General features: G+C 44.5%; 17 protein-coding genes and 7 tRNA genes. 21 read left to right on the top strand and 3 right to left on the bottom strand.

The features are described from left to right. Positions 1-465: 465 nt before the first annotated feature. The gene (locus tag DESLBE_RS15840; RefSeq protein WP_018306206.1) at positions 466-2091 is read right to left on the bottom strand and encodes a methyl-accepting chemotaxis protein; all 1626 of its coding nucleotides are present in this window, start codon (positions 2089-2091) and stop codon (positions 466-468) included. Positions 2092-2658: 567 nt separating this feature from the next. On the opposite strand from DESLBE_RS15840, the gene dltA reads away from it, so the two are divergent. The 5 genes from dltA to DESLBE_RS27325 are packed head-to-tail and all read left to right on the top strand — an operon-like array spanning position 2659 to position 6879. Beyond that, positions 2659-4179, top strand: coding sequence for a D-alanine--poly(phosphoribitol) ligase subunit DltA (gene dltA, locus DESLBE_RS15835; protein WP_144677503.1), 1521 nt, complete (start codon positions 2659-2661; stop codon positions 4177-4179). After that, on the top strand, positions 4176-5324 hold the full coding sequence (dltB, locus tag DESLBE_RS15830; protein ID WP_144677502.1) for a D-alanyl-lipoteichoic acid biosynthesis protein DltB: 1149 nt from the start codon (positions 4176-4178) through the stop codon (positions 5322-5324). Before dltA ends, dltB begins: the two co-directional genes overlap by 4 nt. Positions 5325-5355: 31 nt before the next feature. Then, a complete protein-coding gene (dltC, locus tag DESLBE_RS15825; RefSeq protein WP_005808968.1) occupies positions 5356-5589 on the top strand; it encodes a D-alanine--poly(phosphoribitol) ligase subunit DltC in 234 nt (77 codons plus the stop codon). After that, positions 5586-6785: a D-alanyl-lipoteichoic acid biosynthesis protein DltD gene (gene dltD, locus DESLBE_RS15820; protein ID WP_005808969.1), complete on the top strand. Its 1200-nt coding sequence runs from the start codon at positions 5586-5588 to the stop codon at positions 6783-6785. The genes dltC and dltD overlap by 4 nt, the downstream gene beginning before the upstream one ends. Beyond that, entirely contained in the window at positions 6757-6879 is a 123-nt protein-coding gene (locus tag DESLBE_RS27325; protein WP_005808970.1) for a hypothetical protein, read from the top strand. Before dltD ends, DESLBE_RS27325 begins: the two co-directional genes overlap by 29 nt. A 109-nt stretch (positions 6880-6988) precedes the next feature. Here the strand turns inward: DESLBE_RS27325 and DESLBE_RS15815 are convergent, their stop codons facing one another. Further along, positions 6989-8512, bottom strand: coding sequence for an SLC13 family permease (locus DESLBE_RS15815; RefSeq protein WP_018306203.1), 1524 nt, complete (start codon positions 8510-8512; stop codon positions 6989-6991). 403 nt (positions 8513-8915) lie between these two features. Between DESLBE_RS15815 and DESLBE_RS15810 the strand changes: the two genes are divergently transcribed. The 3 genes from DESLBE_RS15810 to DESLBE_RS15800 all read left to right on the top strand — a co-directional run bounded on the left by DESLBE_RS15810 (position 8916) and on the right by DESLBE_RS15800 (position 14315). Further along, on the top strand, positions 8916-10796 hold the full coding sequence (locus tag DESLBE_RS15810) for an aryl-sulfate sulfotransferase (protein WP_144677500.1): 1881 nt from the start codon (positions 8916-8918) through the stop codon (positions 10794-10796). A gap of 199 nt (positions 10797-10995) precedes the next feature. Further along, positions 10996-12537 carry an FAD-dependent oxidoreductase gene (locus DESLBE_RS15805; protein WP_144677498.1) on the top strand — a complete coding sequence of 514 codons (1542 nt, stop codon included), beginning with the start codon at positions 10996-10998 and terminating at the stop codon, positions 12535-12537. Positions 12538-12650: 113 nt separating this feature from the next. Further along, on the top strand, positions 12651-14315 hold the full coding sequence (locus DESLBE_RS15800) for a Na/Pi cotransporter family protein (RefSeq protein WP_242831834.1): 1665 nt from the start codon (positions 12651-12653) through the stop codon (positions 14313-14315). A 315-nt stretch (positions 14316-14630) separates the two neighbouring features. Here the strand turns inward: DESLBE_RS15800 and DESLBE_RS15795 are convergent, their stop codons facing one another. Continuing rightward, positions 14631-15191 (bottom strand): tyrosine-type recombinase/integrase, encoded by a 561-nt coding sequence (locus tag DESLBE_RS15795; RefSeq protein WP_011458958.1) that lies wholly within the window; start codon positions 15189-15191, stop codon positions 14631-14633. Between the two features lie 254 nt (positions 15192-15445). Here DESLBE_RS15795 and DESLBE_RS15790 point away from each other — a divergent pair, with 254 nt between their 5' ends. The 13 genes from DESLBE_RS15790 (at position 15446) to DESLBE_RS15730 (ending at position 22343) form a co-directional block, all read left to right on the top strand. Continuing rightward, positions 15446-16261, top strand: coding sequence for an HD domain-containing phosphohydrolase (locus DESLBE_RS15790; protein ID WP_015942613.1), 816 nt, complete (start codon positions 15446-15448; stop codon positions 16259-16261). A gap of 313 nt (positions 16262-16574) precedes the next feature. Beyond that, a complete protein-coding gene (locus DESLBE_RS15785; RefSeq protein WP_011458960.1) occupies positions 16575-16892 on the top strand; it encodes a hypothetical protein in 318 nt (105 codons plus the stop codon). A 146-nt stretch (positions 16893-17038) separates the two neighbouring features. Next, the gene (locus DESLBE_RS15780) at positions 17039-18316 is read left to right on the top strand and encodes a glycosyltransferase family 2 protein (RefSeq protein ID WP_005808136.1); all 1278 of its coding nucleotides are present in this window, start codon (positions 17039-17041) and stop codon (positions 18314-18316) included. 193 nt (positions 18317-18509) lie between these two features. Further along, on the top strand, positions 18510-19385 hold the full coding sequence (speB, locus tag DESLBE_RS15775; RefSeq protein WP_144677496.1) for an agmatinase: 876 nt from the start codon (positions 18510-18512) through the stop codon (positions 19383-19385). A gap of 80 nt (positions 19386-19465) precedes the next feature. Then, a tRNA-Val gene (locus tag DESLBE_RS15770) sits at positions 19466-19541 on the top strand. A gap of 6 nt (positions 19542-19547) precedes the next feature. Further along, positions 19548-19623 (top strand) — tRNA-Asp (locus DESLBE_RS15765). A 7-nt stretch (positions 19624-19630) separates the two neighbouring features. After that, positions 19631-19706, top strand: a tRNA-Phe gene (locus DESLBE_RS15760). Between the two features lies 1 nt (position 19707). Further along, positions 19708-19782 (top strand) — tRNA-Gly (locus DESLBE_RS15755). A 7-nt stretch (positions 19783-19789) separates the two neighbouring features. Then, positions 19790-19863: transfer RNA gene (locus DESLBE_RS15750), tRNA-Cys, on the top strand. A 17-nt stretch (positions 19864-19880) separates the two neighbouring features. Further along, positions 19881-19969: transfer RNA gene (locus DESLBE_RS15745), tRNA-Leu, on the top strand. 5 nt (positions 19970-19974) lie between these two features. Further along, positions 19975-20051, top strand: a tRNA-Val gene (locus DESLBE_RS15740). A gap of 161 nt (positions 20052-20212) precedes the next feature. Next, a complete protein-coding gene (locus DESLBE_RS15735; protein WP_035249084.1) occupies positions 20213-21049 on the top strand; it encodes a DNA adenine methylase in 837 nt (278 codons plus the stop codon). Between the two features lie 37 nt (positions 21050-21086). Then, a complete protein-coding gene (locus tag DESLBE_RS15730; RefSeq protein ID WP_144677494.1) occupies positions 21087-22343 on the top strand; it encodes a transcriptional regulator in 1257 nt (418 codons plus the stop codon). Positions 22344-22450: the final 107 nt, after the last annotated feature.

Below are 22450 nucleotides of genomic sequence, written 5' to 3'. Positions count from 1 at the left end.
CTCCAGGGCTGATGATACTTGGACCGCAGGGTCCTGGGAAAGTAAGTCGTTGCCAGGTAGTGCAGGAGACCATCGATTACGATGGTCTCTTTGCTTTGGGGCAAATTACGCACCAGTGCGTAATTTGGATCCTCACAGGTAGGGGTGTTAGCTTTTTTCCTTGTGGAAAAAACATACCAGAGGGGTAGCATCTGTTTGCAGTTTCGACTACTGCTTCATATTTCCCAGGTCATGTCAGCTGCGGGAATGGTGTCAGAAGTTGCCGGCACTTTAGGGAGCTTGTTTGGGACCGGATTTTGATGATCTCCCCGGTGATCGGGGGCTGGGAGCTATGCAAGTAGGAATTTCGCCTGAATTGGTCAGTGGTTCTGGGAACACATCCTCATATGGATTTGGTGAACAAGAAAATGCACTGTTACATTGGACAAGAGAACAGTCCCCATGTTTGTTTCTTGCAAGGCCATACTATAAAGTAAAACGCTTGATAAAGTTGTCTAATTGTTCTGACGCCTCGGCTAAATCTTTTGCCATAGAAGCAACTTGTTGAGTGGACTGCATTTGCCCATCCATCGTGGTGGCCGCTTGTTGAGCAGCCAGGGAAAATTGGGAAGCTATGGAAACAGCGTTACTTTGGACTTCGGCTAGGTTTTTGCTTTGAAGCAGGAGTTGATCGACGTTATTGATATTAGCTTGAATTTTTTCCCCGGTACCTTGAATAACTTGATCCAGTGAATGGATAGCATCTCCGGCTTGTCTGATAATGATTTTGCCATTTTCGACTTCTACCAACCCTCTGCTCATATCGTTAGAAGCAGAGCCAATCATGTCCTGAACACTATGTATAAGCTCCATAATTTGATGAGCGGATTCTGCGGAATCACTAGCTAATTTTCTGATTTCATCAGCTACCACAGAGAAACCACGCCCGTGCTCACCTGCGCGGGCAGCTTCAATAGCCGCATTAAGGGCCAAAAGGTTTGTCTGACCAGAAATACTGTTGATGATGGAAACAATTTCGCCAATCTTCATGGCTTGCTCCTCAAGGCTTTGAATAGAGGTATTGGCTTTATAAGTTGATGACGAAATGACTTCCATCTCCTGGATAATATCTTCAACAGCACGTAGTCCATCTTGACTTACTTGTCGTGCGGAATTGGAGGATATTTGAACCTCTTGGGTGCTATAGCGAATTCGTTCCGAAGCAGCCTGGATCTCCAGAACTTGTTCAGAGGCTCTTTTCATTCCATCGATTTGTTCAACTGACCCGGCACTGAATTCTTGGAAAAGAGCGGCTAATTGTTCATAACTCTCGGCAAGAGTTTTGGTGTGAGCAGCTTGGGAGTTACTGATTTCATGGGATTTTTGGGAGATAGTAGTGATGTTTGCAATAATCGACTTGATGCCATTATTCACCTTGTTTACTTCGTAGGACAGGGTAGAGAGTTCATTGGTTGTTTTTATTGCCGCAGAATTTGTTAGATTACCTCGGGTAATGGACTTGGTAACTCTGAAGATCTCATTGAGGGTTGAGATAATTTTATGGTGAAAGATATAGGAATAAGCAGCCCATAAGGTGAAGGCACCCAGGGTAACTCCGATGGATATTAGGGAGGGGGAACTCCATGACCAACCTAACCCTAGAACGAATAGAGGAATTGAGCTAAGTGCAAAGTTATAGGAGAGTTTGTTTTTTTGAAGGGGGATGCCCATGCGAGCCACGTAACGATGTTCGCCTTTTATGTAGATTGGACAGATAACATCAAGCAGGATCTCACCAGTGTCACGATGATAAATTTGTGATACAGGTTTCGTTGTGCCTAAGATCCCCAATTCTCCTTTTGTAACAAAGTTACCTTCGCGAAAGCGGTTGGAATGGACTAAAGCTTGCCCCTCTAAGCTATTGATGACGAGAAACTCGTTGTCCCCTATATTAGCATCGATGACTTGACGTAAAGGGCCAATCACTTGTGCCCAATCTCCATGGGGCGACTGATTCAGAACATTTTCCATCTCCCTGGCAATATGAGAAATTAACCGGAGCGCCTGATTTCTTTTCGAATTGCTTACGTAAACGTCCTTGTTTCTCTGCATAACTAAACCTCCTTTAATGATACAGCTTGTCTAATATATATGATATAAGGAAGATAGCCTGGTTTCATTATCCTTATTTGCTAATCCACAGCAATTGCTGTTGTCAATGTCTCCATTCCAATACACAACCCGAAAAGCTAAAGAAAAGAAAGCAAAGGTAACCCAACGAGCAAAAGAGAAAGGTCAAGAGCATTACACTCCTGACCTTGTTCGCAAAATGAACTATGCTTGGCGCATCCCGTCATACTAATTGGTTCAAATTCGACACCAGTGTCGAATTTGGCTTAATTCATTTGCCGGTCATTCCTTTCTGCGGATATAGAACACTCAGGAAAATTACATTTGGGTGCCTTTAATCTTTTAAAGGTCGGCGCAACTGGATAAAGTAGTAAACAATAAGATAAGTATAGCAAACAGAAGGGCTGAAAGCCATTCCTGATGAGCAGTTGAAGTATTCCTAAAACCGCCTGGGCTAAGGGATAAGGTGACTTAAAACCGGTAGTTGCAAATGAGCAAATTCGTGGTAGGATAGGAAGGTACACCTTTGCATTGAGTGGAGGATTAGAAGTGAATCTCATATCCAGAATAGACAGCTATGCTGAAAGCTGTCCTGATCGAGTGGCGCATCATTATAGGGAGAGCAGGCTTACCTATAGACAATTAAAAGAAGCGTCCGATGCTTTGGCCTGTTACTTGATTGAAACATTGAAAGACGACAGAACGCCCATTGTTGTTTACGGTCATAAGCAGCATGAAATGCTCATTTGTTTTTTGGCTTGTGTAAAATCCGGACATGCCTATATTCCTGTGGATTTTTCTCTGCCCAGCCAACGAATAGAAGACATTATTCAGAGCTCCCGGACCCGATTGATTCTCTCCCCTGGCGAGAGCCCGGAGCGGGAAGGGATCAGGACGATCCGATCAGATGCGATTAGCCGGTTGATCCGGTCCTATTTAGGCAAGTCTCCATCTAAAGATTATCAAGTAAAAGATCATGAAACCTATTATATTATCTACACTTCAGGAAGCACAGGAAAACCCAAAGGGGTTCAGATAACCCTGGCAAATCTGGAGAGTTTTGTACATTGGGGTGTGGGAGTAGGGCGGTTTCCTGAGGCTGAGGTGTTCCTGAACCAGGCTCCCTTTTCCTTTGATCTGTCGGTGATGGATCTCTATCTGGCCCTCACTTCCGGTTCTACCCTCTATAGTATTGATAAGGCCATGATCGCTGAATCTAAGGAGCTCTTCGCCCATTTCAAGCAATCTGGGCTAACGGTATGGGTCTCTACGCCATCCTTTGCCGAGATGTGCCTGGGAGACTCCAGCTTCAATGACGAACTTCTTCCTGACCTGAAAGTGTTTATGTTTTGTGGAGAGACCTTGAGCAATCAATGTGCGGAAAAATTATACCGGCGATTTCCTCAAGGGAAGGTTATCAATTCATACGGTCCCACGGAAGCGACCGTAGCGGTGACAGCTCTTATAGTGGATTTGGAGATGTGCGCCAGGAAGGAGCCTCTGCCGGTAGGAAGGGTTAAGGAGGATTGTCGCCTTCTCATCGTGGATTCGGAAGGGGTTCCTCAGGAGGAAGGGAGCCAGGGTGAAATCGTCATCCTGGGGGCTAGTGTAAGCCCGGGCTACTATCGCAATGAAGAAATGACAGATAAGGCATTTTTCGCCCGATCCTGGGACGGGGATGTGAAACGGTGCTACCGGACGGGGGATGAGGGCTATCTGAAAGAAGGTCTTCTTCATTATGGAGGGAGAATCGACTTTCAGATCAAGCTGAATGGCTATCGCATTGAGCTAGAGGATATTGAAAATAACCTGCGCAAGGTGGAAGGGGTTGCCAATGCCATCGTCCTGCCCATTAAAAAAGACGGGCGGGTTCACTATCTGGCAGGAGTAGTCGTTCCGAACAAAAAGCTCGATAAAAGGGAGTTTGAGATAGGGCAGATGATCAAAGCTGAATTAAAAAACTATCTGCCGGACTATATGATTCCAAGGAAAATCATGTTTAGGGATTCTTTGCCGATGACGGTCAATGGCAAAGTGAACCGGGCTGCACTTATGGAGGAATTTCAGTGATTCCGTATAGTAATCTTTTTTTCTTTTATATCATCGGGCTGATTTTGCTTCCCGGCATCTGCTTAGGGGTTATGGAAAAACCTCTTAAACTTTATGGGCTGGCAGCCTCTTTGCTCATCATCGGCCTGCTTTTCTCAGATTCTAAGCTTCAGCTTTTTTTGCTGGTATTATTTTACCTGGGGGAACTCTTTCTTGTTAAAGGATATAGTCTTCTGAAGCAAAAGTACCCTCAGAGATGGGTTTTATGGCTGACCATCCTCTTAGCCTTAGTTCCGCTGGCTTTATCCAAATGGGGTCACCTCTTTACAGATCGGCTTCTGGGTTTTTTGGGAATCTCTTATCTTACCTTTAAAGTCATTCAGATGCTTCTGGAAATAAGCGATGGCCTTATTAAGGAAGTAAAACTAGTGGACTTCACGTATTTTCTCTTGTTTTTTCCAACCCTGAGTTCCGGGCCGATTGATCGCTCGAGAAGATTCCTGTCTGAAGTCAATCAGATCATTCCTCGCCATGAATATCTCCATAGGGTCTATCAGGGACTGCGTAAGCTGCTCCTTGGCGCGGGTTATAAGTTTATTCTGGGGAATAGTATCTACACCTACTGGTTGAGTAAAATCCCCACAGAAGCCCATGGACTGGCGGAAACCGTAAATTATATGTATGGGTACAGCTTCTATTTGTTCTTTGATTTTGCGGGATATAGCCTGATGGCCATCGGGATAAGCTATATCCTGGGAGTCAAAACCCCGGAGAATTTCGACAAGCCCTTTATAAGCAAGGATATTAAAGACTTTTGGAACCGCTGGCATATGACCCTGTCTTTTTGGTTCAGAGACTACCTTTACACACGCTTTGTCATGGCCTCCATGAAGAAAAAACGCTTTAAGAACCGATACACTGCTTCCTATCTTGGCTATCTATTAACCATGGGAACTATGGGAATTTGGCATGGTACAGAAATACATTACCTTCTCTATGGACTTTACCACGGGGGCTTGATTGTGGGTACGGACTACTTTCAGAGGCATAGTGCTCTCTATAAGAAATATAAGAACACTCCCCTGTGGATTGGGGCATCTACTTTGGTTACATTTCATCTGGTTTGCTTTGGCTTCTTGATCTTCTCGGGGTATTTATTTAAATAATTTAATAAAATTTTAAAGGAGTAGCTTAACGATGGAAGAAAAGATTTTAAGTCTGTTGGAACGGGTATGCGGCACCGACGAGGTGCGAAATGAACGGGATATGAATCTTTTTGAAGCTGGAATCTTAGACTCTTTAGGAGTGATTGAACTTTTAGTGGGTGCAGAAGAGCTGGGGATCAAAATTGAACCTACAGAGATCGAAAGAACAGATATTGACACACCGGCTAAAATCATCGCCGCCTTCAGCAAGAGGGTTGCTGGATGAAAAGGTTTCTCCCCATAGTTTTAGCTTTAGTTATTTCATGTCTTGTTGTTTGGGGCGGCAACGAAATTCTGGTCTCCAAAATTGCTGATAATTACGATCCGTCTTTTGGCTACAAATTAAACATTCAGAAGAACCAAGGTCTGATTCTGCAAAGGGTCGGGCTGGAAAAGGGCGGCAGCATCCCGGTTTATGGGTCTTCAGAATTGAGCGGGTCAACCGATCCCTTTCAGCCGGTAAACTTCTTTGCGGGACAATACGAAGGAGTCTACTATAACCTAATTGGCAGAGGATATTGCCAAAGCTTGATTCATCTGATTAATTTCGGTGCTTTAGGTGATTCTCTAAAAGGAGAGAAGATTGTGTTCTTTCTCTCTCCTCAGTGGTTCAGCAAAACAGGGATAACTTCTGACGATTTCCAGAAGAATTTTTCCCAACAGCAGTATCTGACTTTTTTAAACAATGAAGAGATCAGTCCCCAGTTAAAACGTTTAACTGCTCAACGGGTGGATTCCTTATTAGCCCAGGATGAAAGCATGGATATGCGGATTCTATCTTATCTCTCAGCCAATGATGCTGAGCAAGCTCAGATCTCCCTTGGCGCGCTGCAACCCTACTATAGATTAAAAGAGGCTCTGTTATCAACCAAGGACCATGTCCAAGGCTACCGAACCCTTGTGGAAGAGTCTCCTCTTAAGGGGAAGGATAAAAGTAATATGAAACCGGCCATAGAGCGGTCCACCGTAAAGATCGATTGGGAAGCGGAAAAGAAACGTGCCCAGGAGGTGGGGAAAGCCCGTTCAGATAACAATCAATTTGGAATCGACAACGGCTATTTTAATGACTATTTGAAGGAAAAGCTTCCCAACTATAAAGACTCTATGCACGACCAGTCTTATCTGGAGTCCCCTGAGTATGGGGATTTAGAGTTGTTGCTTTCACTGTGTCAGGAATTGGAGATTGAACCCTTATTCGTCAGTATTCCGGTCAACGGACTCTGGTATGATTATTGCGGATTCCCTCGGCAGGACAGAGCTCAATACTATGAAAAAGTGAAGCAGCTCGTTACCAAGGCCGGATATGAGTTTGCGGATTTTTCCGATCACGAATATGATCCCTATTTTCTGCGGGATACCATGCATCTGGGGTGGAAAGGGTGGGTGGAAGTCAATGAAGCGATTCTTGCCTATGCTCGGTGAAAGCCTGCTTTATACTGCGATCATCCTGGGTATCATAGTGGTGTATGTCTTGGCGGAAGCCAATGAGGTAAATTTCATCTATAATCAATTTTAAAACCTCAAAATATAAAAGAAATTATCTCCAAAATTCTATTTGAAAAGAAAAAGCCCTAAGGCAGCATATTAAAATGCTTTGCTTAGGGCTTTTTAGATCTCTGTTAGGTTTAAGCACCGAAGAGGAATTTAGCTAAAGGATAACCGATAAAAATGAAATATAATAAACCGATAGTGACCATGGGGAATCCATATTTCATAATATCTTTGACCTCATAAATGTCTTTACGCCCAAACATCATACTGGCATGAGGGCAAGCAGCAGGAGTAAGCATGGCGAGGAAAACCAATTGTGTAACGCCCATAGCGATGGGGATAGGAGGCAGGCCTAACTGGCCGCAGAAGGCGAGAATAATCGGCATTAAGATGATAGCCATAGCGGCATTGTTGGCGAAATTCGTCAATACGATGGCAGCAGTGAATAAAATAGCCACAAAAACCATTTCGGAAGCATCCCCTAGAATGGGGTTAAGGAGCTGGATGACAAAAGCGTTAACGCCTGTAGACTCATGGGAAATGGCATTAGCAGCATAGACCGCTGCGGCAACGAGGAAGAAGACGTCCCATGACAATTGTCTGTAAGCCACTTCTTTAAAGTTAATAATCGGCTTGCCGCCGATCCTGATAAAGCAGAGGATAGCAATCCAGAACATTGCCACACCAATAGTACCCAAGCTGCCCAGGAGTTTCACAATTGCCAGAGATTTGGGCAAAAAGCTGGGAGCCAGCAGCATGAGAATGAAGGTAGGTAAAACAGCCATCATAATTTTTTGCTGGATATTCATGGGAGGGAGCTTTTCCTGTTCGGCGATTCTTTCCGCGTCAATAGCCTTCAGCTTACTTATATCAGGTCTGAAGATGAACTTTACCGCCCCAAGAAAGGTGACGATCAGGAGCATGGACATGATAAAGTTTAAGGCCATATAGGGGAGATAAGGAACAGGCATGGTTCCTTTGGTCATGGCGTCGAAAGCGCTTAAAACTACGAGCTGAGCGCTTAGGAAGGGGAAGAAAGGCATACCTATAGCAGAAATGAAGAACATTCCCACAAAGAATATAGGCCAGATCTTATCTGTGCGCTCGACACCTAAGGTTTTCATGATTTTCAGTGAAACCGGCCAGAGCAGCAACAAGGATGTAATAGGTGAAACCAAGGTGGAAAGTACATAACATCCAAGGTAGAATACAGCTAAAAAGGCAAAAGGCCGGCCGGTGATGATCTTTCGAGTCAAAAACCAGCGAGCAATGTATTGAGTGCACCCTACTTCATCCATAGCTCCAAACAGAACCATAATGAAAAGCATCATGACAACGGTGTCATTACCAAAGCCGGTTAACACAACGGCTTTCATACCGGCAAATCCTTGGCCGGCAAAGCCGCTTAAGCCAATAAGGAAGAGACCGAGAACACTGGGCCATAAACAGCTGACGGTTGACCATAGATAGACCATGCCCAGAAAGATACCGACTAATTTCATTCCTATAGGAGTGAGGGGAGCAGCGGCCGGTGCCAGCCAAAAGATTGCCATAATAGCAAAACCGATGGCGCTGTGTATATACATCATCCTATCGGCTTTTGTAAACAGAGGTGTTCTGGGATCCAAATTCATTGTTTGGGTTTCTGCATTTGCCATAAAGAATAAACTCCTCTCAGTAAATCGCCGCATAAGCAAGAGCCCATAAAATCTCTGAAATTGCTTAGGCAAGCGTATCCCATATAAATAGTAAGAGAACTTAAGAGAGCAAGTGCAAGTGAAAATCCTAACTTTCTCTTTGAGAATAACAGAATAACATACCGCTGTAAATTTTATATTGGTTATAGTCATCATAAAAAGCCGTTATAGGTTTTATAAGGAAAATACAAGTACAATTAATTGTTGTTGAAGAGAACAAAAAAGTATTGATAGAAAAAGAAAATAATTATTATATAATTGTGCCAGAGAGTGCAAGTGCCATAAACCTAACTATTCAATTCCTAAGGAAGTTTAAATTTAAGTTTAATTTGTTTGAATTTTTCATTAGTAAGGAGTGGAAGTTTTGAGAACATACTTGAATACCGAAAAACACCTTATTACCTTGCAGGCTGAGTCTGAGGAAAGATTTTTAGCAGAACTCAGAGCGGGGAACTATACTGCAGAGAGTCCCTTGGTAGTAAAAAATCCCTATATCATCAACCCTCTTGCAGCGGTCATCTGCTTTAATACAGATGAGGAAACAACCGCGGAAATCACAGTTAAAGGGAAAGCCATAGAAGGAGATCTCAACCATACCTTTGCGGCGGCTAAAGAGCATGTTTTACCGGTCTACGGGTTGTATGACGATTATGTAAACACGGTGGTGATCAAACTTAGCAACGGTAAAACCTCTGAAGTTAAAATTGAAGTGGAAGAGCTCAATGTCAACAAAGCTTTGTATTGCCGGACCACACCAGAGTATTTCGGCAAAGACTTCATGCTGATTTCTACCACAACGCCTCTTATTGAATCAGCACGAACAGCTGGTTTTGACTATGCCGGAGATCTGAGATGGTGCATTACCAATTTGCAGAGCTGGGATATTAAGAAATTAGAAAACGGAAGATTGCTCTATACCTCTCATAGAACGGTTCAAAAACCTTACTATAACGTCGGCGTTATGGAAATGGATTTCTGTGGAAAGATTTATAAAGAATATCGTCTCCCCGGCGGCTACCACCATGATGCGGTAGAATTGGAAAACGGCAATATCCTGGCTGCCTCTGACAACGACTTCAACGATTCCGTGGAAGACTTTGTGGTCGAAATCGAGCGTGCTACAGGAGCAGTTATTAAGTCCTGGGATCTGCAGAAAATCCTCCCCAGGGGTCAAGGGAAAGCAGGAGACTGGAATCATCATGACTGGTTCCACAATAATGCGGTGTGGTATGATAAACCCACCAACTCCATCACCATGTCAGGCCGTCATATGGATGCCGTCATCAACTTTGACTATGATAGCGGAGCACTGAACTGGATCCTCGGCGACCCGGAAGGTTGGTCGGAAGAATGGCAAAAATACTTCTTCAAAAATGTAACCAAGGGAGATTTTGACTGGCAATATGAGCAGCATGCCGCCAGAATCCTGCCCAACGGCGATGTCTTCCTCTTCGATAACGGAACCTACCGTTCTAAAAATGAGGCCACCCGTGTGGACCCTGAGCAGAACTTCTCGCGCGGTGTAATTTATAGAATCGATACCGATAAAATGGAGATCGAACAAGTATGGCAGTATGGTAAGGAAAGAGGGGCCGAATTCTACTCTCCTTATATCTGCAATGTAGACTATTACGGCGAAGGTCACTATATGGTTCACTCCGGCGGTATCGCTACTTACAGAGGCAAGCACACCGATGGCTTAGGAGCAATGCTTCTGAACAAATACAAAGATGAGCATATCCATTTAAGCTTGGAATCCATCACCGTGGAAGTACAAAATGATCAGTTAAAGTACGAGCTGAAAGTTCAAGGCGGCAATTATTACAGAGCGAGAAGGGTCAGCCCATACGATGAAAAGACCAACCTCGTCCTTGGCAAAGGTGAGCTCCTCGGTGGTTTTGGCGTAACTCCTGAATTCATGAAAGTTAACTTTAAAGATGCCGAAACAGAGCTTTCGGAGAAGCATAATCTTAATGTCATCCTTGAAGAAGACCGGCTGGCAATTCGTGCAAGCTTTAGAGAAGGCTCCCAGGTATTCCTTGAACTAAAGGGTGCGGAGCAATCCAAATTCTATAACATTCCTACAGAAGTTCATGATGTCACAGCGGCTTGTGTCTCCTTCGAAGAGCAGAACGACAACGATTTCCAATTCTATGTCAGCAGAGAAGGATTGTCCGGTGAGTTCGGAATCTATCTGAATATCGATAGCAAGAGATACGATACCCATTTATCAGTGAAACTCTAAAAATCAGGCAAAGTTAAAACCCTCAGCAACTGTTCATAAGAACGGATGTTGAGGGTTTCCTTGTGGATGCCGGAGGTCCGGAGGAGGAAGGTTGAGCAAAGAACCGGCAATAAATAAGGAGTGATAACGGAAAAAGGGGGTAACCTAAATAAGGCAGTCAATACTATAAAAATTTCTGGTTTTAGGGAGTGTTAAATTCATGAAGATTGATCATACAAAGGGCAAGTATTATCTGGATAAAAGCCAGGGCACGCCACCCTCTTTTTGGCTGGATTCCACACCCAAGACCAACTACCCTTCTTTAACAGGTGATATCTCCGTTGATGCTGTGGTAATCGGTGGGGGGATGGCCGGAATCAGCTCAGCTTATCTTCTCACCCAGGAAGGGCTTAAGGTGGCCGTACTGGAAACAGACCGCATCCTCCAGGGTACGACAGCCTATACCACTGCCAAGCTCACCTCCCAGCACGGGCTTATCTACGATAAGCTCCTGGGGCAGATGGGAGCGGAAAAAGCAAGACAATATGCCGAAGCCAATGAATCCGCCATAGACTTCGTGGCAAAGCTGGTGGAACGGGAGGCTATTGACTGTGACTTTACCCGGCAGCCGGCTTATATCTACACTCAACAGAATAAAAGCAAAGAGAAGCTGGAAAAGGAAATGAAAGCAGCTCAACAATGCGGGATTGATGCTCATTATGTCACTGAGCTGGACCTGCCTCTTGCCGTCAAGGGAGCTTTGCGCTTTGATCAGCAGGCCCAGTTCCATCCTCGCAAATATCTTCTCGCCCTCGCCGGCAAGATCGCGGAAAAGGGCGGGCATATTTTTGAACAGACTAAAGCTGTGGATATCCGCGGAGATGGTCCCTTTATAGTGCTAATCCAGCAAGGCAGCAGGGTAAAGGCCGATTATGTGGTGATGGCTTGTCATTATCCATTTAATATTTTACCTGGCCTTTACGTGTCCAGAATTTATCAGGAAAGGGAATATGCTGTAGTCGTTAAAGCAAAGGAGGCATTTCCCGGCGGAATGTACATTAATGCGGAAGAGCCGGCCCGTTCCTTGAGGGGATTGCCGACCCCTGATGGAGAGAGAATTCTTATCGTTGGTGAAAAGCATAGAACAGGACATGGGAAAAATCTGACTGAACACTATAAAAATCTCATGGAGTTTGCCCAAGGGCTTTTTACTGTAGAGGAATTTCCCTATTATTGGTCCACACAGGACTGCACCACCTTGGATGACCTGCCTTACATTGGGCCAATCAGCAGGAGCAAGCCGAATCTATTGATTGCCACGGGATTTCGGAAATGGGGAATGACCCATGGTACGGTAGCCGCTTTAATTATCCGGGATCGGATCGTAAGAGGAGCTTCCCCCTGGCAAGAGGTTTATGCTCCCTCCCGGTCAATATCTTTGAATTTCGCAGCAAGTTTTATGGCCAATAGTTCTTTGCTGGCCTTTGATCTCGTTGCGGGAAAGCTTATGAGAGGGAAAGAAATCTATAGCTTAAGACCCGGTGAGGCAGTGATTGCCAATATGGATGGCCGTCGTGTGGGGCTTTATATGGATTCTGAGGCGAATCTGCATCGGGTGGATACCACCTGTCCCCATTTGGGTTGTGAGGTCCAGTGGAATGATGCAGAGCTGTCCTGGGATTGCCCTTGCCACGGCTCCCGCTACGATGTGGATGGCAATCCCATCGAAGGACCAACCTTAAAGCCGTTGGCGAAATATTGAGATCTCTCTGTGGATACAATTTAACATTCCCTTAATGGTTTTGTCCAAATTACTCATGTATAATACCCGTGACAGCTTGTCTAAGAAAGGTTGAGTTTATGGATGTACAAACCATGCTATTTCACTTCCTTGGTGGCTTAGGTCTTTTTTTGTACGGTATCAAATCTATGTCCGATGGGCTGCAGGCAGTGGCTGGCGACAGACTCCGTGTCATATTGGAAAAAGGAACAAAAACACCGCTTCGAGGAGTGCTTACCGGACTTATTGTCACCGGGCTTATTCAAAGCAGCAGCGGTACGACGGTTCTCACCGTAGGCCTTGTTAATGCGGGCTTATTAAACCTGCGGCAAGCCATTGGCATCATTATGGGGGCCAATATTGGTACCACTGTGACGGCCTATCTCATCGGTATCAAGTTGGAAGACTATGCCCTTCCTATTATTGCTGTAGGTGTACTTATCCTTTTCTTTATTAAGAACAAAAGACTTACCTATTTTGGGCAAGTCTTATTAGGCTTTGGTTTACTCTTTTATGGTATGAGTATTATGGGAGACGGACTGGGCCCGCTCAAAGAGTCTGCGTACTTTATTGGTTTGATGAGCAATGTGGATAATAATCCCCTTTTAGGTGTGCTCATCGGCACCGTATTCACCTGCATCGTCCAAAGCAGCTCCGCTACCATCGGAGTGCTGCAGGAATTGGCCAATCAAGGGGTAGTGACTTATCAACAAGCGGTTCCCATCCTCTTTGGGGATAATATCGGAACCACCATCACAGCTCTCCTGGCAGGAATCGGTGCTTCCGTATCCGCTCGTCGGGCGGCTGCCACCCATTTTTTGTTTAATTTTATAGGGACGTTTATCTTCCTGCCTCTCACGATTTTGGGTATTTTTCCCTTAATGGTTGAACAGTTTACGAATTTCATCGCCTTCCTGATTCCCGGTGGGGGAGGGTGGGAAACCTTGGCGATCAAAATGAAAATAGCTCAGACCCATGGTTTATTCAATATGACCAATACCCTGATGCAACTGCCCTTTGTAGGAGTATTAGCGGCTATCGTGACTAAGCTTATCCCGGAGAAAGATGAAGTGGTTGTGGATGCCAATGCTCAATATCTGGACCGGCGCTTCTTCGGCAATCCTTCTGTAGCTTTGGCCAATGCCAGCCGGGAGGTCATGCACATGGGCAAGGTGGCCGGACAAGCCGTGGACAACGCTATGAACTATTTTTTTAAGCGGCAGAGTGCAAACCGGCAATATGTGATTCAAATGGAAAGTGCCACAGACCGTTTAGAGAACCAGATCACCGAGTATGTTCTGAAAGCCACCTCCGGAACGAACCTGACCAAGGAACAATCGGATCAGCGATATCGGGTGCTGCAGGTTATCGGGGATATGGAACGGGTAGGAGACCACTCAGTAAACCTCATCGAACTTACAGACTATGCCTTGGAGAATAAAGTTAAATTTTCGGAAGAGGCTCAAAAGGATCTCATGGAGATGTTTGCAAATGTCCAGGATATTTATCAGGCTTCTTTAGATGCTCTTCAAAAAAATGATGTGGAACTGGCGAAAAAGGTTCTGGAATATGATGATGTCATTGATGAAATGGAAGCCAAATTGCGGGATGGTCATATTCATCGCCTCAATGAAGGAACATGTAACGGCAGCTATGGGGCAGTCTTTTTAAATATCATCAGCAATTTAGAGCGTATCGGCGATCATTCCGTGAATATCGCAAAATATGCTATGGCAGAGCCTAAGCATAAATTGACTTGAGAAAGGGGCTGTCGCGGTAAAAGCGGTGTGCTCCCCGTCAGGTGGACTGAGGAATATTAAAGAATTATGATGACCGTCACCTCATAATATGGGTGGCGGTTTTCTCCCATCGAAGGGCCAATCTTAAAGCCATTGGAAAATCTAGGATAGACCCAAAGCGTTGTATAAAGTCCGGAATGATAGGTAAAAATAAAAATGCAACAAAATCACAATTTTGTTGCATTTTTTATTTTAATATACCTTACTGGGGTTATGCATGTCAATTATAATGGGTTGAGCCTAAAGCTCCAGATATTGAGACAAAGCAAGTGATTTTTAAAGTTGAACTATATCGTACAATTGATCTCTCTGGTCTTGATTAATACCAATATAACGCAAAGTAACACTCTGTGAACTATGATTAAAAATATCCATGACTAGACCTATATTATACTGAGATAGTTTATATGTCCAATAACCCCATGTTTTTCTAAGACTATGTGTTCCGAAATTCTCTATGCCTAATGTAAGGGCGGAATGTTTTAATACCCGGTATGTCTGAATTCTGCCTATATAGCCCCCTTTTTGACTTGGAAATAAATAGTCCATTAGTTCCAAGTTTTGCTTATGGATATAAATATTCAATGCTTTTCGCAAAGTATCATTCAATTTTATTTTTTTTAATTTCCCAGTTTTTTGTTCTGTTAAAACCAAGTAATCTTTAAACTGCTTCTTGCTACCGTAAATATCGGAAACCTTAAGTGTGATGATGTCGCTGATCCGCAATCCTGTATTAATTCCAAATTTAAAGATCATAGCATATTTAGGATGAGATTGATTAAGATGGTTATACAATGTTCGTATTTGTGCTTTATCTCGAATTGGTTCAACCGTCATTACTTTTCCTCCTGCATACATTTTCCTTATCCATTATAATCTTAATGTTAGTAATTAAGGCTATTTGATCAATAAAATACACCATGCTTTAAAAATTTTCGCAGAGTATTTTGGTTTAATAGAGTAAAGATAAACTTAGAAAGCTATTTATTTCGTAATACGCTATTTATGCAACAAAATTGTGATTTTGTTGCATAAATTTTTGATTTTTATATTAATTAAGAATGAAATCAAATGGAGGTGAGTCAGCAGATATGAAAAGAATTGTTTGCCCAAAGGATTATTACAATGAGCAAGGACTTCTTTTATCAGCTAAGGGAACAAAAATTACCTTAAGTCAATTTTTGAGGCTGCAGAGAAAATACGATTTTTTATCTGAGACAGAGGCGAATGAAAGAACATTGGCATCATACGAAAAAATTAAACAAAAAATATGTAGAAAAGATGAGCGATATAAACGAGCCGACGACCAATTGCTTGACCAGGCCAGTGCCTTGCTTGTCAATATCGTATTTGAGTCAAAAAGAAAACCATGGTATATGTATCTCACAGCATTAGGCAACCATATTAATTGGCTCTATACACACTCTATCGATGTGGCTCTTCTTTCTCTAATGATGGCTATAGAGTCGGGAGTTTCTCAAAGATCCCTTTGGGATCTTGGGGTGGGGGGGATTCTTCACGACGTTGGAAAATTGCTTATTCCTAAAAAAATTATACAAAAGCGGACAGAACTAAGTGATATAGAAAAGGACATTCTCCGGCAACACTGTGAATTAGGTGTAGAATGCACCACGGATTGTGCATTTCCGATATTAAGTCAGGACATAATAGCACAGCATCATGAAAGATTAGATGGAAGCGGATATCCGAATCAGCTGCAAGAGGGCCAAATTAATGAATATGTAAAAATCGTTATGATTGCTGATGCATTCGATACGATAACGGCAGGAAGACCATATAGAAAGACAGTGGAAGTGGAGGAAGCATTAGCCTATTTGGAAGATCAGGAGGGGGCATTTTCGAGGATGTATCTGGAGACTTTAAAGAACATCTTAGTCAGACCCTAAACATAAAGTTCACAATCCTGGAGATTCAAAGAAAGCCGCTCCATAATCCCAAGCGATTATGAGCGGCTTTCTTTTAAGTCAATCACATTTTGTCGGCGTGCTTCTCTTTTTCATGATGAAGTGCATCAAACTCGAAACGGAATTTTTGGTTACAAAAAGCGCAATGGACATATTTACCGTCATCTGAGAACTTAGGCAAATGAGCCACCTCCTTGGAAGAGATTTTATCCATAAATTAGCAGTTTTATACCTGAGGGGTCAAATTCTTTGCGGAACCTTGCTAACATAATCTGTTAGCAAGAGGTGAATTATCATGCTGAACCGCTTGTTTAGGGAGTTACGAATTGAGTTCTATTGGGTCAAAAAGGAATTAACCCGCCGTTGGCATTTGGATACCCCGATAGGAATCGTTGGCGTTATCGTTCTTCTTTCCGGGTTGGGACTTTTTTTGCTTATAGGTCAAGGCATTGCCAAGATATTCAGGGCGGCCATACCCTGGGTGACAGGGAATTCGGTGAGCACAGTATATTGGTCCTCGATTGGTTTGGCCCTTAAAGTGAGTTTTGTATTTTTGGTTTTTGCCACCTCTTTACTGCTTTTATTCTGGTTAAAGACTCATTATCGGCGGTAAGATAATTTTTTTAAGGTATAATCCAGAGTACATTTGCATATAAATGCTTAGGACAAGCATAAGTTGTCCTTTTTTTAGACATCTTTCGCCTTGCGGGGAAAATGGCGCTGTGATATTATGGTTAAGGTTAAAAGGAGGTTGGGAACATGGATTTTATGTCTGGTGTTACCGGTTCTCACTTGTTCAATATGATCATGATTCCAGTACAGTTGATCATCATTTTTATGACATTTTACTATTTTGTGTTGTCCATGTTTGGTTTGTTTCGCAGACCGGACAAAAAGGTTTTGGAACCGGAGAAGAGCTTTGCTCTGGTAGTGGCTGCTCATAATGAAGAGGCGGTCATCGGGCCTTTAGTGGATAATTTGTTGAATCTGGACTATCCGAAAGAACTTTACGATGTTTTTGTCGTCGCAGATAACTGCACCGACAAAACGGCCTTAATCGCCAAAAACGCCGGGGCCTTGGTCCATCAACGTTTTAATAATGAAAAACGGGGAAAGGGCTATGCTCTGGAGTGGATGTTCCATCGTTTGTTTAAGCTGGAACGACACTATGACGCCGTCATTATTTTTGACGCGGATAATCTGGTCAATGAGACCTTTTTAGTCGAAATGAACAGCAAACTTTGTCAGGGTCACCAAATTGTTCAGTGTTATCTGGATTCAAAGAATCCCTATGATACCTGGGTCACCAACACCTTCTCGATTACCTTCTGGCTTTCCAACAGGCTTTTGCAGCTGGCCCGCTATAATACCGGCTTTCTCAATAATGTGTTGGGCGGAACCGGTATGTGTATCTCCACCAAGGTGTTGAAGGATCTTGGCTGGGGAGCGACCTCCCTTACTGAAGACTTAGAGTTTACTATGAAAGCGCTGATCAGCGGCATCAAGACGACTTGGGCACATGACGCCATTGTCTATGATGAGAAGCCCCTGACCTTTATCCAAGCCTGGAATCAACGAAAACGCTGGGCTCAGGGTCAAGTGGATGTGGCAGGCCGGTATTTCTTCCCCCTGATTTATAAGGCGTTCAAGGAACGGAAGCTCATGTACTTTGATGCGGCGGTTCATTTGTTCCAACCGGCTTTGGTTATGATCGCCACATTCTTTATGTTTGTTAATCTGATTTCCGGCCTTCAATCCTCCTATACTCAAGTCTTTAACGTGGTTATGCCTTGGTCGGGCTGGCAGATTCTTTCCGCATTTTCCCTGGTCTTCCCTGTGGCTGCCTTGGCTCTGGAACGCCTGCCTTGGCGTGCTTATGCAGGGTTGATCCTATACCCCGTATTTATCTACAGCTGGATTCCTATCGTCTTTCTGGGCTTTGTCAACCGCAAGGATAAATCATGGTCCCATACCAAGCACACTCGCTCCATCAAATATGATGATGTGGTGAAAGAGAAGAAGGTTTCATCCAGCTAGAACCTGAATGAGTATAATGTTTACCTTGCTGAACGATACTTAATCTAGAATCGGCAATCAAGATAAGGGGATCTCTGAGCAGAGAGATCTCCTTTTGCCGTTACATTCGAGTGGAGATATGCGAATGTTTATATTTAAATGGTTAGATGCTGGCTCAGAGAATAGGCAAAAATAAAGAAAGCGGTGAAGTACGATGTCCAAGGAGACGCTCATGAAGATGACAGAAAGCCCCGGTGTGTTTATGGGAGGAGAAACCCCTTATGAAGAGGCTGACGCGGTAATTTTAGGGATTCCTATGGATTATACGGTGAGTTTTCGCCCGGGTACCCGTTTGGGCCCCCTGAGTATCCGCAATGTCTCCATCGGGATTGAGGAATATAGTGTGTATCTGGATAAGGATCTCTCTGATTATGCTTATTGCGATTGTGGAGATTTAAGCCTGCCCTTTGGCAATGTTGAAAAATCTTTGCAAGTGATCGAAGCGGCTGCCCGGCAGGTGGTAGAAGACGGGAAATTTCCCATTTTCTTAGGGGGAGAACACCTGGTTACCTATCCTTTGCTTAAACCCTTCATTGAGAAGTATCCTGAGCTCCGGGTGGTGCATTTTGACGCCCATGCCGATTTGCGTACAGATTACTCCGGTGAGCCTAATTCCCATGCTACGGTGATGCGCAAAATCTCGGAAGCCCTGGGGCCCCACCGGGTCTATCAGTTTGGCATACGCTCCGGAACCCGGGAGGAATTCCTCTTTGCTAAGGAACACAATCATTTGGTGGTAGAAGAGGTTTTGGAGCCCCTCAAGGCTGTCCTGCCGGAGCTTAAAGGGAAGCCGGTCTATGTGACGCTAGATATTGATGTGGTGGATCCGGCCTTTGCCCCAGGCACTGGGACTCAGGAAGCCGGTGGATGTACTTCCCGGGAAATCATCAAAGCCGTCCATGCCCTCAGTGAGCTGGATGTGGTGGGCTTTGATCTGGTGGAAGTATCCCCTCTTATAGACACCAGTGAGCGTACGGCTCTTTTAGCAGCGAAGATCGTAAGGGAAGCAATTTTGAGTTTTGTAAAATAAAAATAATCCAACAACAAATAATCCAAAAACCTTTGACATAAAACCGTTTTTTGTGTATACTAAAATTCGTCAGTTGACGCGGGCGATTAGCTCAGCTGGGAGAGCGCCTGCCTTACAAGCAGGATGTCGGCAGTTCGATCCTGTCATCGCCCACCAAAATAAGGCCCCGTGGTGTAGTGGTTAACATGCCTGCCTGTCACGCAGGAGATCGTCGGTTCAAGTCCGATCGGGGTCGCCATCTTTATGCCTTGGTAGCTCAGTCGGTAGAGCAGAGGACTGAAAATCCTCGTGTCGGCGGTTCGATTCCGTCCTAAGGCACCACGCGGGTGTAACTCAGTGGTAGAGTGTCACCTTGCCAAGGTGAAAGTCGCGAGTTCGAATCTCGTCACCCGCTCCATTTCTTCGGCGGCATAGCCAAGTGGTAAGGCAGAGGTCTGCAAAACCTTTATCCCCAGTTCAAATCTGGGTGCCGCCTCCAATAATACGTTTATAATTGCCGATGTGGCGGAACTGGCAGACGCACGGGACTTAAAATCCCGCGGGCCTTAAAGCCCGTACCGGTTCGATTCCGGTCATCGGCACCATTTAAGGGTTTGTAGCTCAGCTGGTTAGAGTACCGCGTTGACATCGCGGGGGTCGGAGGTTCGAGTCCTCTCAAACCCACCATATACTTAAAGAAGGAAGGCCTTGAAATCGCTGCCAAAGCGGATTCAAGGCTTTTTTATGCCTGTCCAAAAAAGTCTGTTCCGGCGCTGGTTTTTTCAGCAATAGTACCCTGCAATGTGATAGAATGTGTGTGAAGTTATACTCAGAGAGTGAGGACAATGATGCATAAGGATCGGCTGGTTGCGCCTGTTGTAAAATGGGTTGGGGGTAAACGCCAACTTTTAGAGGATCTGACTCCTTTATTTCCTAAAAGAGTCATGTCATATTGTGAGCCTTTTTGCGGTGGTGGAGCGGTTCTGTTTAAATTACAGCCGGATACCGCCTGGGTAAATGATATCAATAGTGAACTTATCCGGATGTATGAAGTGATCCGGGATGATGTGGAAGAGCTGATTAGGGCACTAGGCGAGCATCCCAATGAAGAAGAGCATTATTATCGTGTCAGGGACTGGGACCGGGATAAAGAAAAATACGGGAATTTGAGCAAAGTGCAGAAAGCGGCCCGGGTTATCTATTTGAATAAGACCTGTTACAATGGCTTGTTCAGAGTGAACAATGCCGGGGAATTCAATACGCCTTTTGGTCATTACAAAAACCCCAATATTGTGAATGAGCACACCTTAAGAGCGGTCAGCGCCTATTTTCAGAGAGCGCAGATCACCTTCAGCAGCACGGATTATGCGGAAGTCCTGGCCGGTGTTGCCAAAGGGACCTTCGTTTATCTGGACCCACCCTATGATCCTGTTTCCAGCACAGCCAATTTTACCGGCTATGCTAAAGGCGGATTTGACCGGGCTGAGCAGATCAGGCTGCGGGAATGCTGTGATGAACTTGATCGGCGGGGAATCAAGTTTATGCTTTCCAATTCGGCGACGGAATTTATCAAGGAGCAATATGGGGCCTATCAGATAACCATCGTGAAAGCAAAACGCGCTATCAATTCCAATGCAGCCAAGAGAGGGCAAATAGACGAAGTGGTGGTGAGGAATTATAAGTGAACACCCTAAAAGCCAAAACGATCAGGCCTGGGAATCCTTGTTCAAAAAATATGATATATTATCCCGGATCGAAGCCGAAGGGAAATTTACTATTTCTGCGTCACAGATCAAGGAATACCGTGAACCACGGTTAATGGCCAAGTTTGATCATAATATCAATTTGCCCCGGATATTTGCCAGGAATAGATTAGCGATACTGCCTATATCCCGCGGTGACTATATCATCTCTCACTTTGAGGCTTATCAGCCTTTTTCTAGCGTGGATACCTCAGTGACCCGCGTGTCCTTGCCGCCGAATCTGCAAAGTCTCAGCGCCAGCCATATCCCCAGTGAGGCTATCGCTGTTAATTGCGCTCTGGCCTCGGGAATGCTGGCGGATTTTTTAGAGGAAAAGACGCTTTATGCCACTGTGTCAGGACGTATGGGATCGGGACAGTTTGACTTTACGATTCGGAACTTAAGGACGCAGTGCCCGACAGAGGTTGCCGTAAGCAATTCTCAAATTGAAATTGATGCGGCTCTTGAAGGTGTTCACAGTCTCTCTTTGCTGGAGGCCAAAAGAGATCTGGCGGAAGATTTTCTGGTCCGTCAACTCTATTATCCCTTCAGAGTCTGGAGCGGCCGGGTTACGAAACAAGTCAGACCCATATTTCTAGTCTACTCAAATGGTGTTTTCAGTTTGTATGAATATGAATTCCAGGATCCTAATGCTTATAATTCCTTGGTATTGGTGAAACATAAAAATTATTCCATCGAAGATACAGCCATAGGGGCAGCTGATTTACATGATGTCGCTGAGGGGACACAGCTTTTGCAGGAACCGGAGATTCCTTTCCCTCAGGCCAACAGTTTTGAGCGGGTTATCAATATCTGTGAACTGCTGAGCACTCAGGAGCTTAGCCGTGAGCAGGTGACCGAAGAATATGCCTTTGATATCCGCCAAACCAATTACTATACTGATGCAGCCAGATATTTGGGCTTAGTTGAAAAACGCTATGAAGAGGGGCGCAAGCCGGTTTATTCATTAAGCTCCCGGGGCAAGTGCATCATGCAGCTGAGTTATCAGCAAAGGCAGCTGGCCTTTTGCGAGGCTATACTGCAGCATCGCGTCTTCAGGGAAACCTTTAAGCTTTATATGGAAAATGGTTCTCTGCCGGACCAAAACACTATAGTGAGCATCATGCAGCAATCCGACCTTTATCAGATCGGGAGTATGAGCACGTTTGTAAGAAGGTCAACGACTGTCAGCGGCTGGCTTAACTGGATGCTGGGGTTGATCGGGGAAGAGCATTAACTCAAGCCGGGTGATACTTGACAAGTAAGCATCCGGTTTTGGTTTACCGCTGGGAATGTCTAATGAGAAACCTGCACATTCTATAGGCTGTAACCTTATGAAGTATC

Origin of the sequence: Desulfitobacterium sp. LBE (assembly GCF_007830365.1) — a bacterium.
In the GTDB taxonomy this organism is placed as follows: domain Bacteria; phylum Bacillota; class Desulfitobacteriia; order Desulfitobacteriales; family Desulfitobacteriaceae; genus Desulfitobacterium; species Desulfitobacterium hafniense.
Note: the sequence above shows the minus strand (reverse complement) of the source record. Positions and strands in the feature narration are given on the sequence as shown.

Coding starts and splice junctions, on each gene's coding strand:
- DESLBE_RS15785 (WP_011458960.1), top strand. CDS start 16,575: ATGCTGAACCGCTTGTTTAGGGAGTTACGAATTGAGTTCTATTGGGTC.
- DESLBE_RS15805 (WP_144677498.1), top strand. CDS start 10,996: ATGAAGATTGATCATACAAAGGGCAAGTATTATCTGGATAAAAGCCAG.
- dltD (WP_005808969.1), top strand. CDS start 5,586: ATGAAAAGGTTTCTCCCCATAGTTTTAGCTTTAGTTATTTCATGTCTT.
- DESLBE_RS15790 (WP_015942613.1), top strand. CDS start 15,446: ATGAAAAGAATTGTTTGCCCAAAGGATTATTACAATGAGCAAGGACTT.
- DESLBE_RS15815 (WP_018306203.1), bottom strand. CDS start 8,512: ATGGCAAATGCAGAAACCCAAACAATGAATTTGGATCCCAGAACACCT.
- DESLBE_RS15800 (WP_242831834.1), top strand. CDS start 12,651: ATGCTATTTCACTTCCTTGGTGGCTTAGGTCTTTTTTTGTACGGTATC.
- DESLBE_RS15780 (WP_005808136.1), top strand. CDS start 17,039: ATGGATTTTATGTCTGGTGTTACCGGTTCTCACTTGTTCAATATGATC.
- DESLBE_RS15840 (WP_018306206.1), bottom strand. CDS start 2,091: ATGCAGAGAAACAAGGACGTTTACGTAAGCAATTCGAAAAGAAATCAG.
- DESLBE_RS27325 (WP_005808970.1), top strand. CDS start 6,757: ATGAAGCGATTCTTGCCTATGCTCGGTGAAAGCCTGCTTTATACTGCG.
- speB (WP_144677496.1), top strand. CDS start 18,510: ATGTCCAAGGAGACGCTCATGAAGATGACAGAAAGCCCCGGTGTGTTT.
- DESLBE_RS15795 (WP_011458958.1), bottom strand. CDS start 15,191: ATGACGGTTGAACCAATTCGAGATAAAGCACAAATACGAACATTGTAT.
- dltC (WP_005808968.1), top strand. CDS start 5,356: ATGGAAGAAAAGATTTTAAGTCTGTTGGAACGGGTATGCGGCACCGAC.
- DESLBE_RS15735 (WP_035249084.1), top strand. CDS start 20,213: ATGCATAAGGATCGGCTGGTTGCGCCTGTTGTAAAATGGGTTGGGGGT.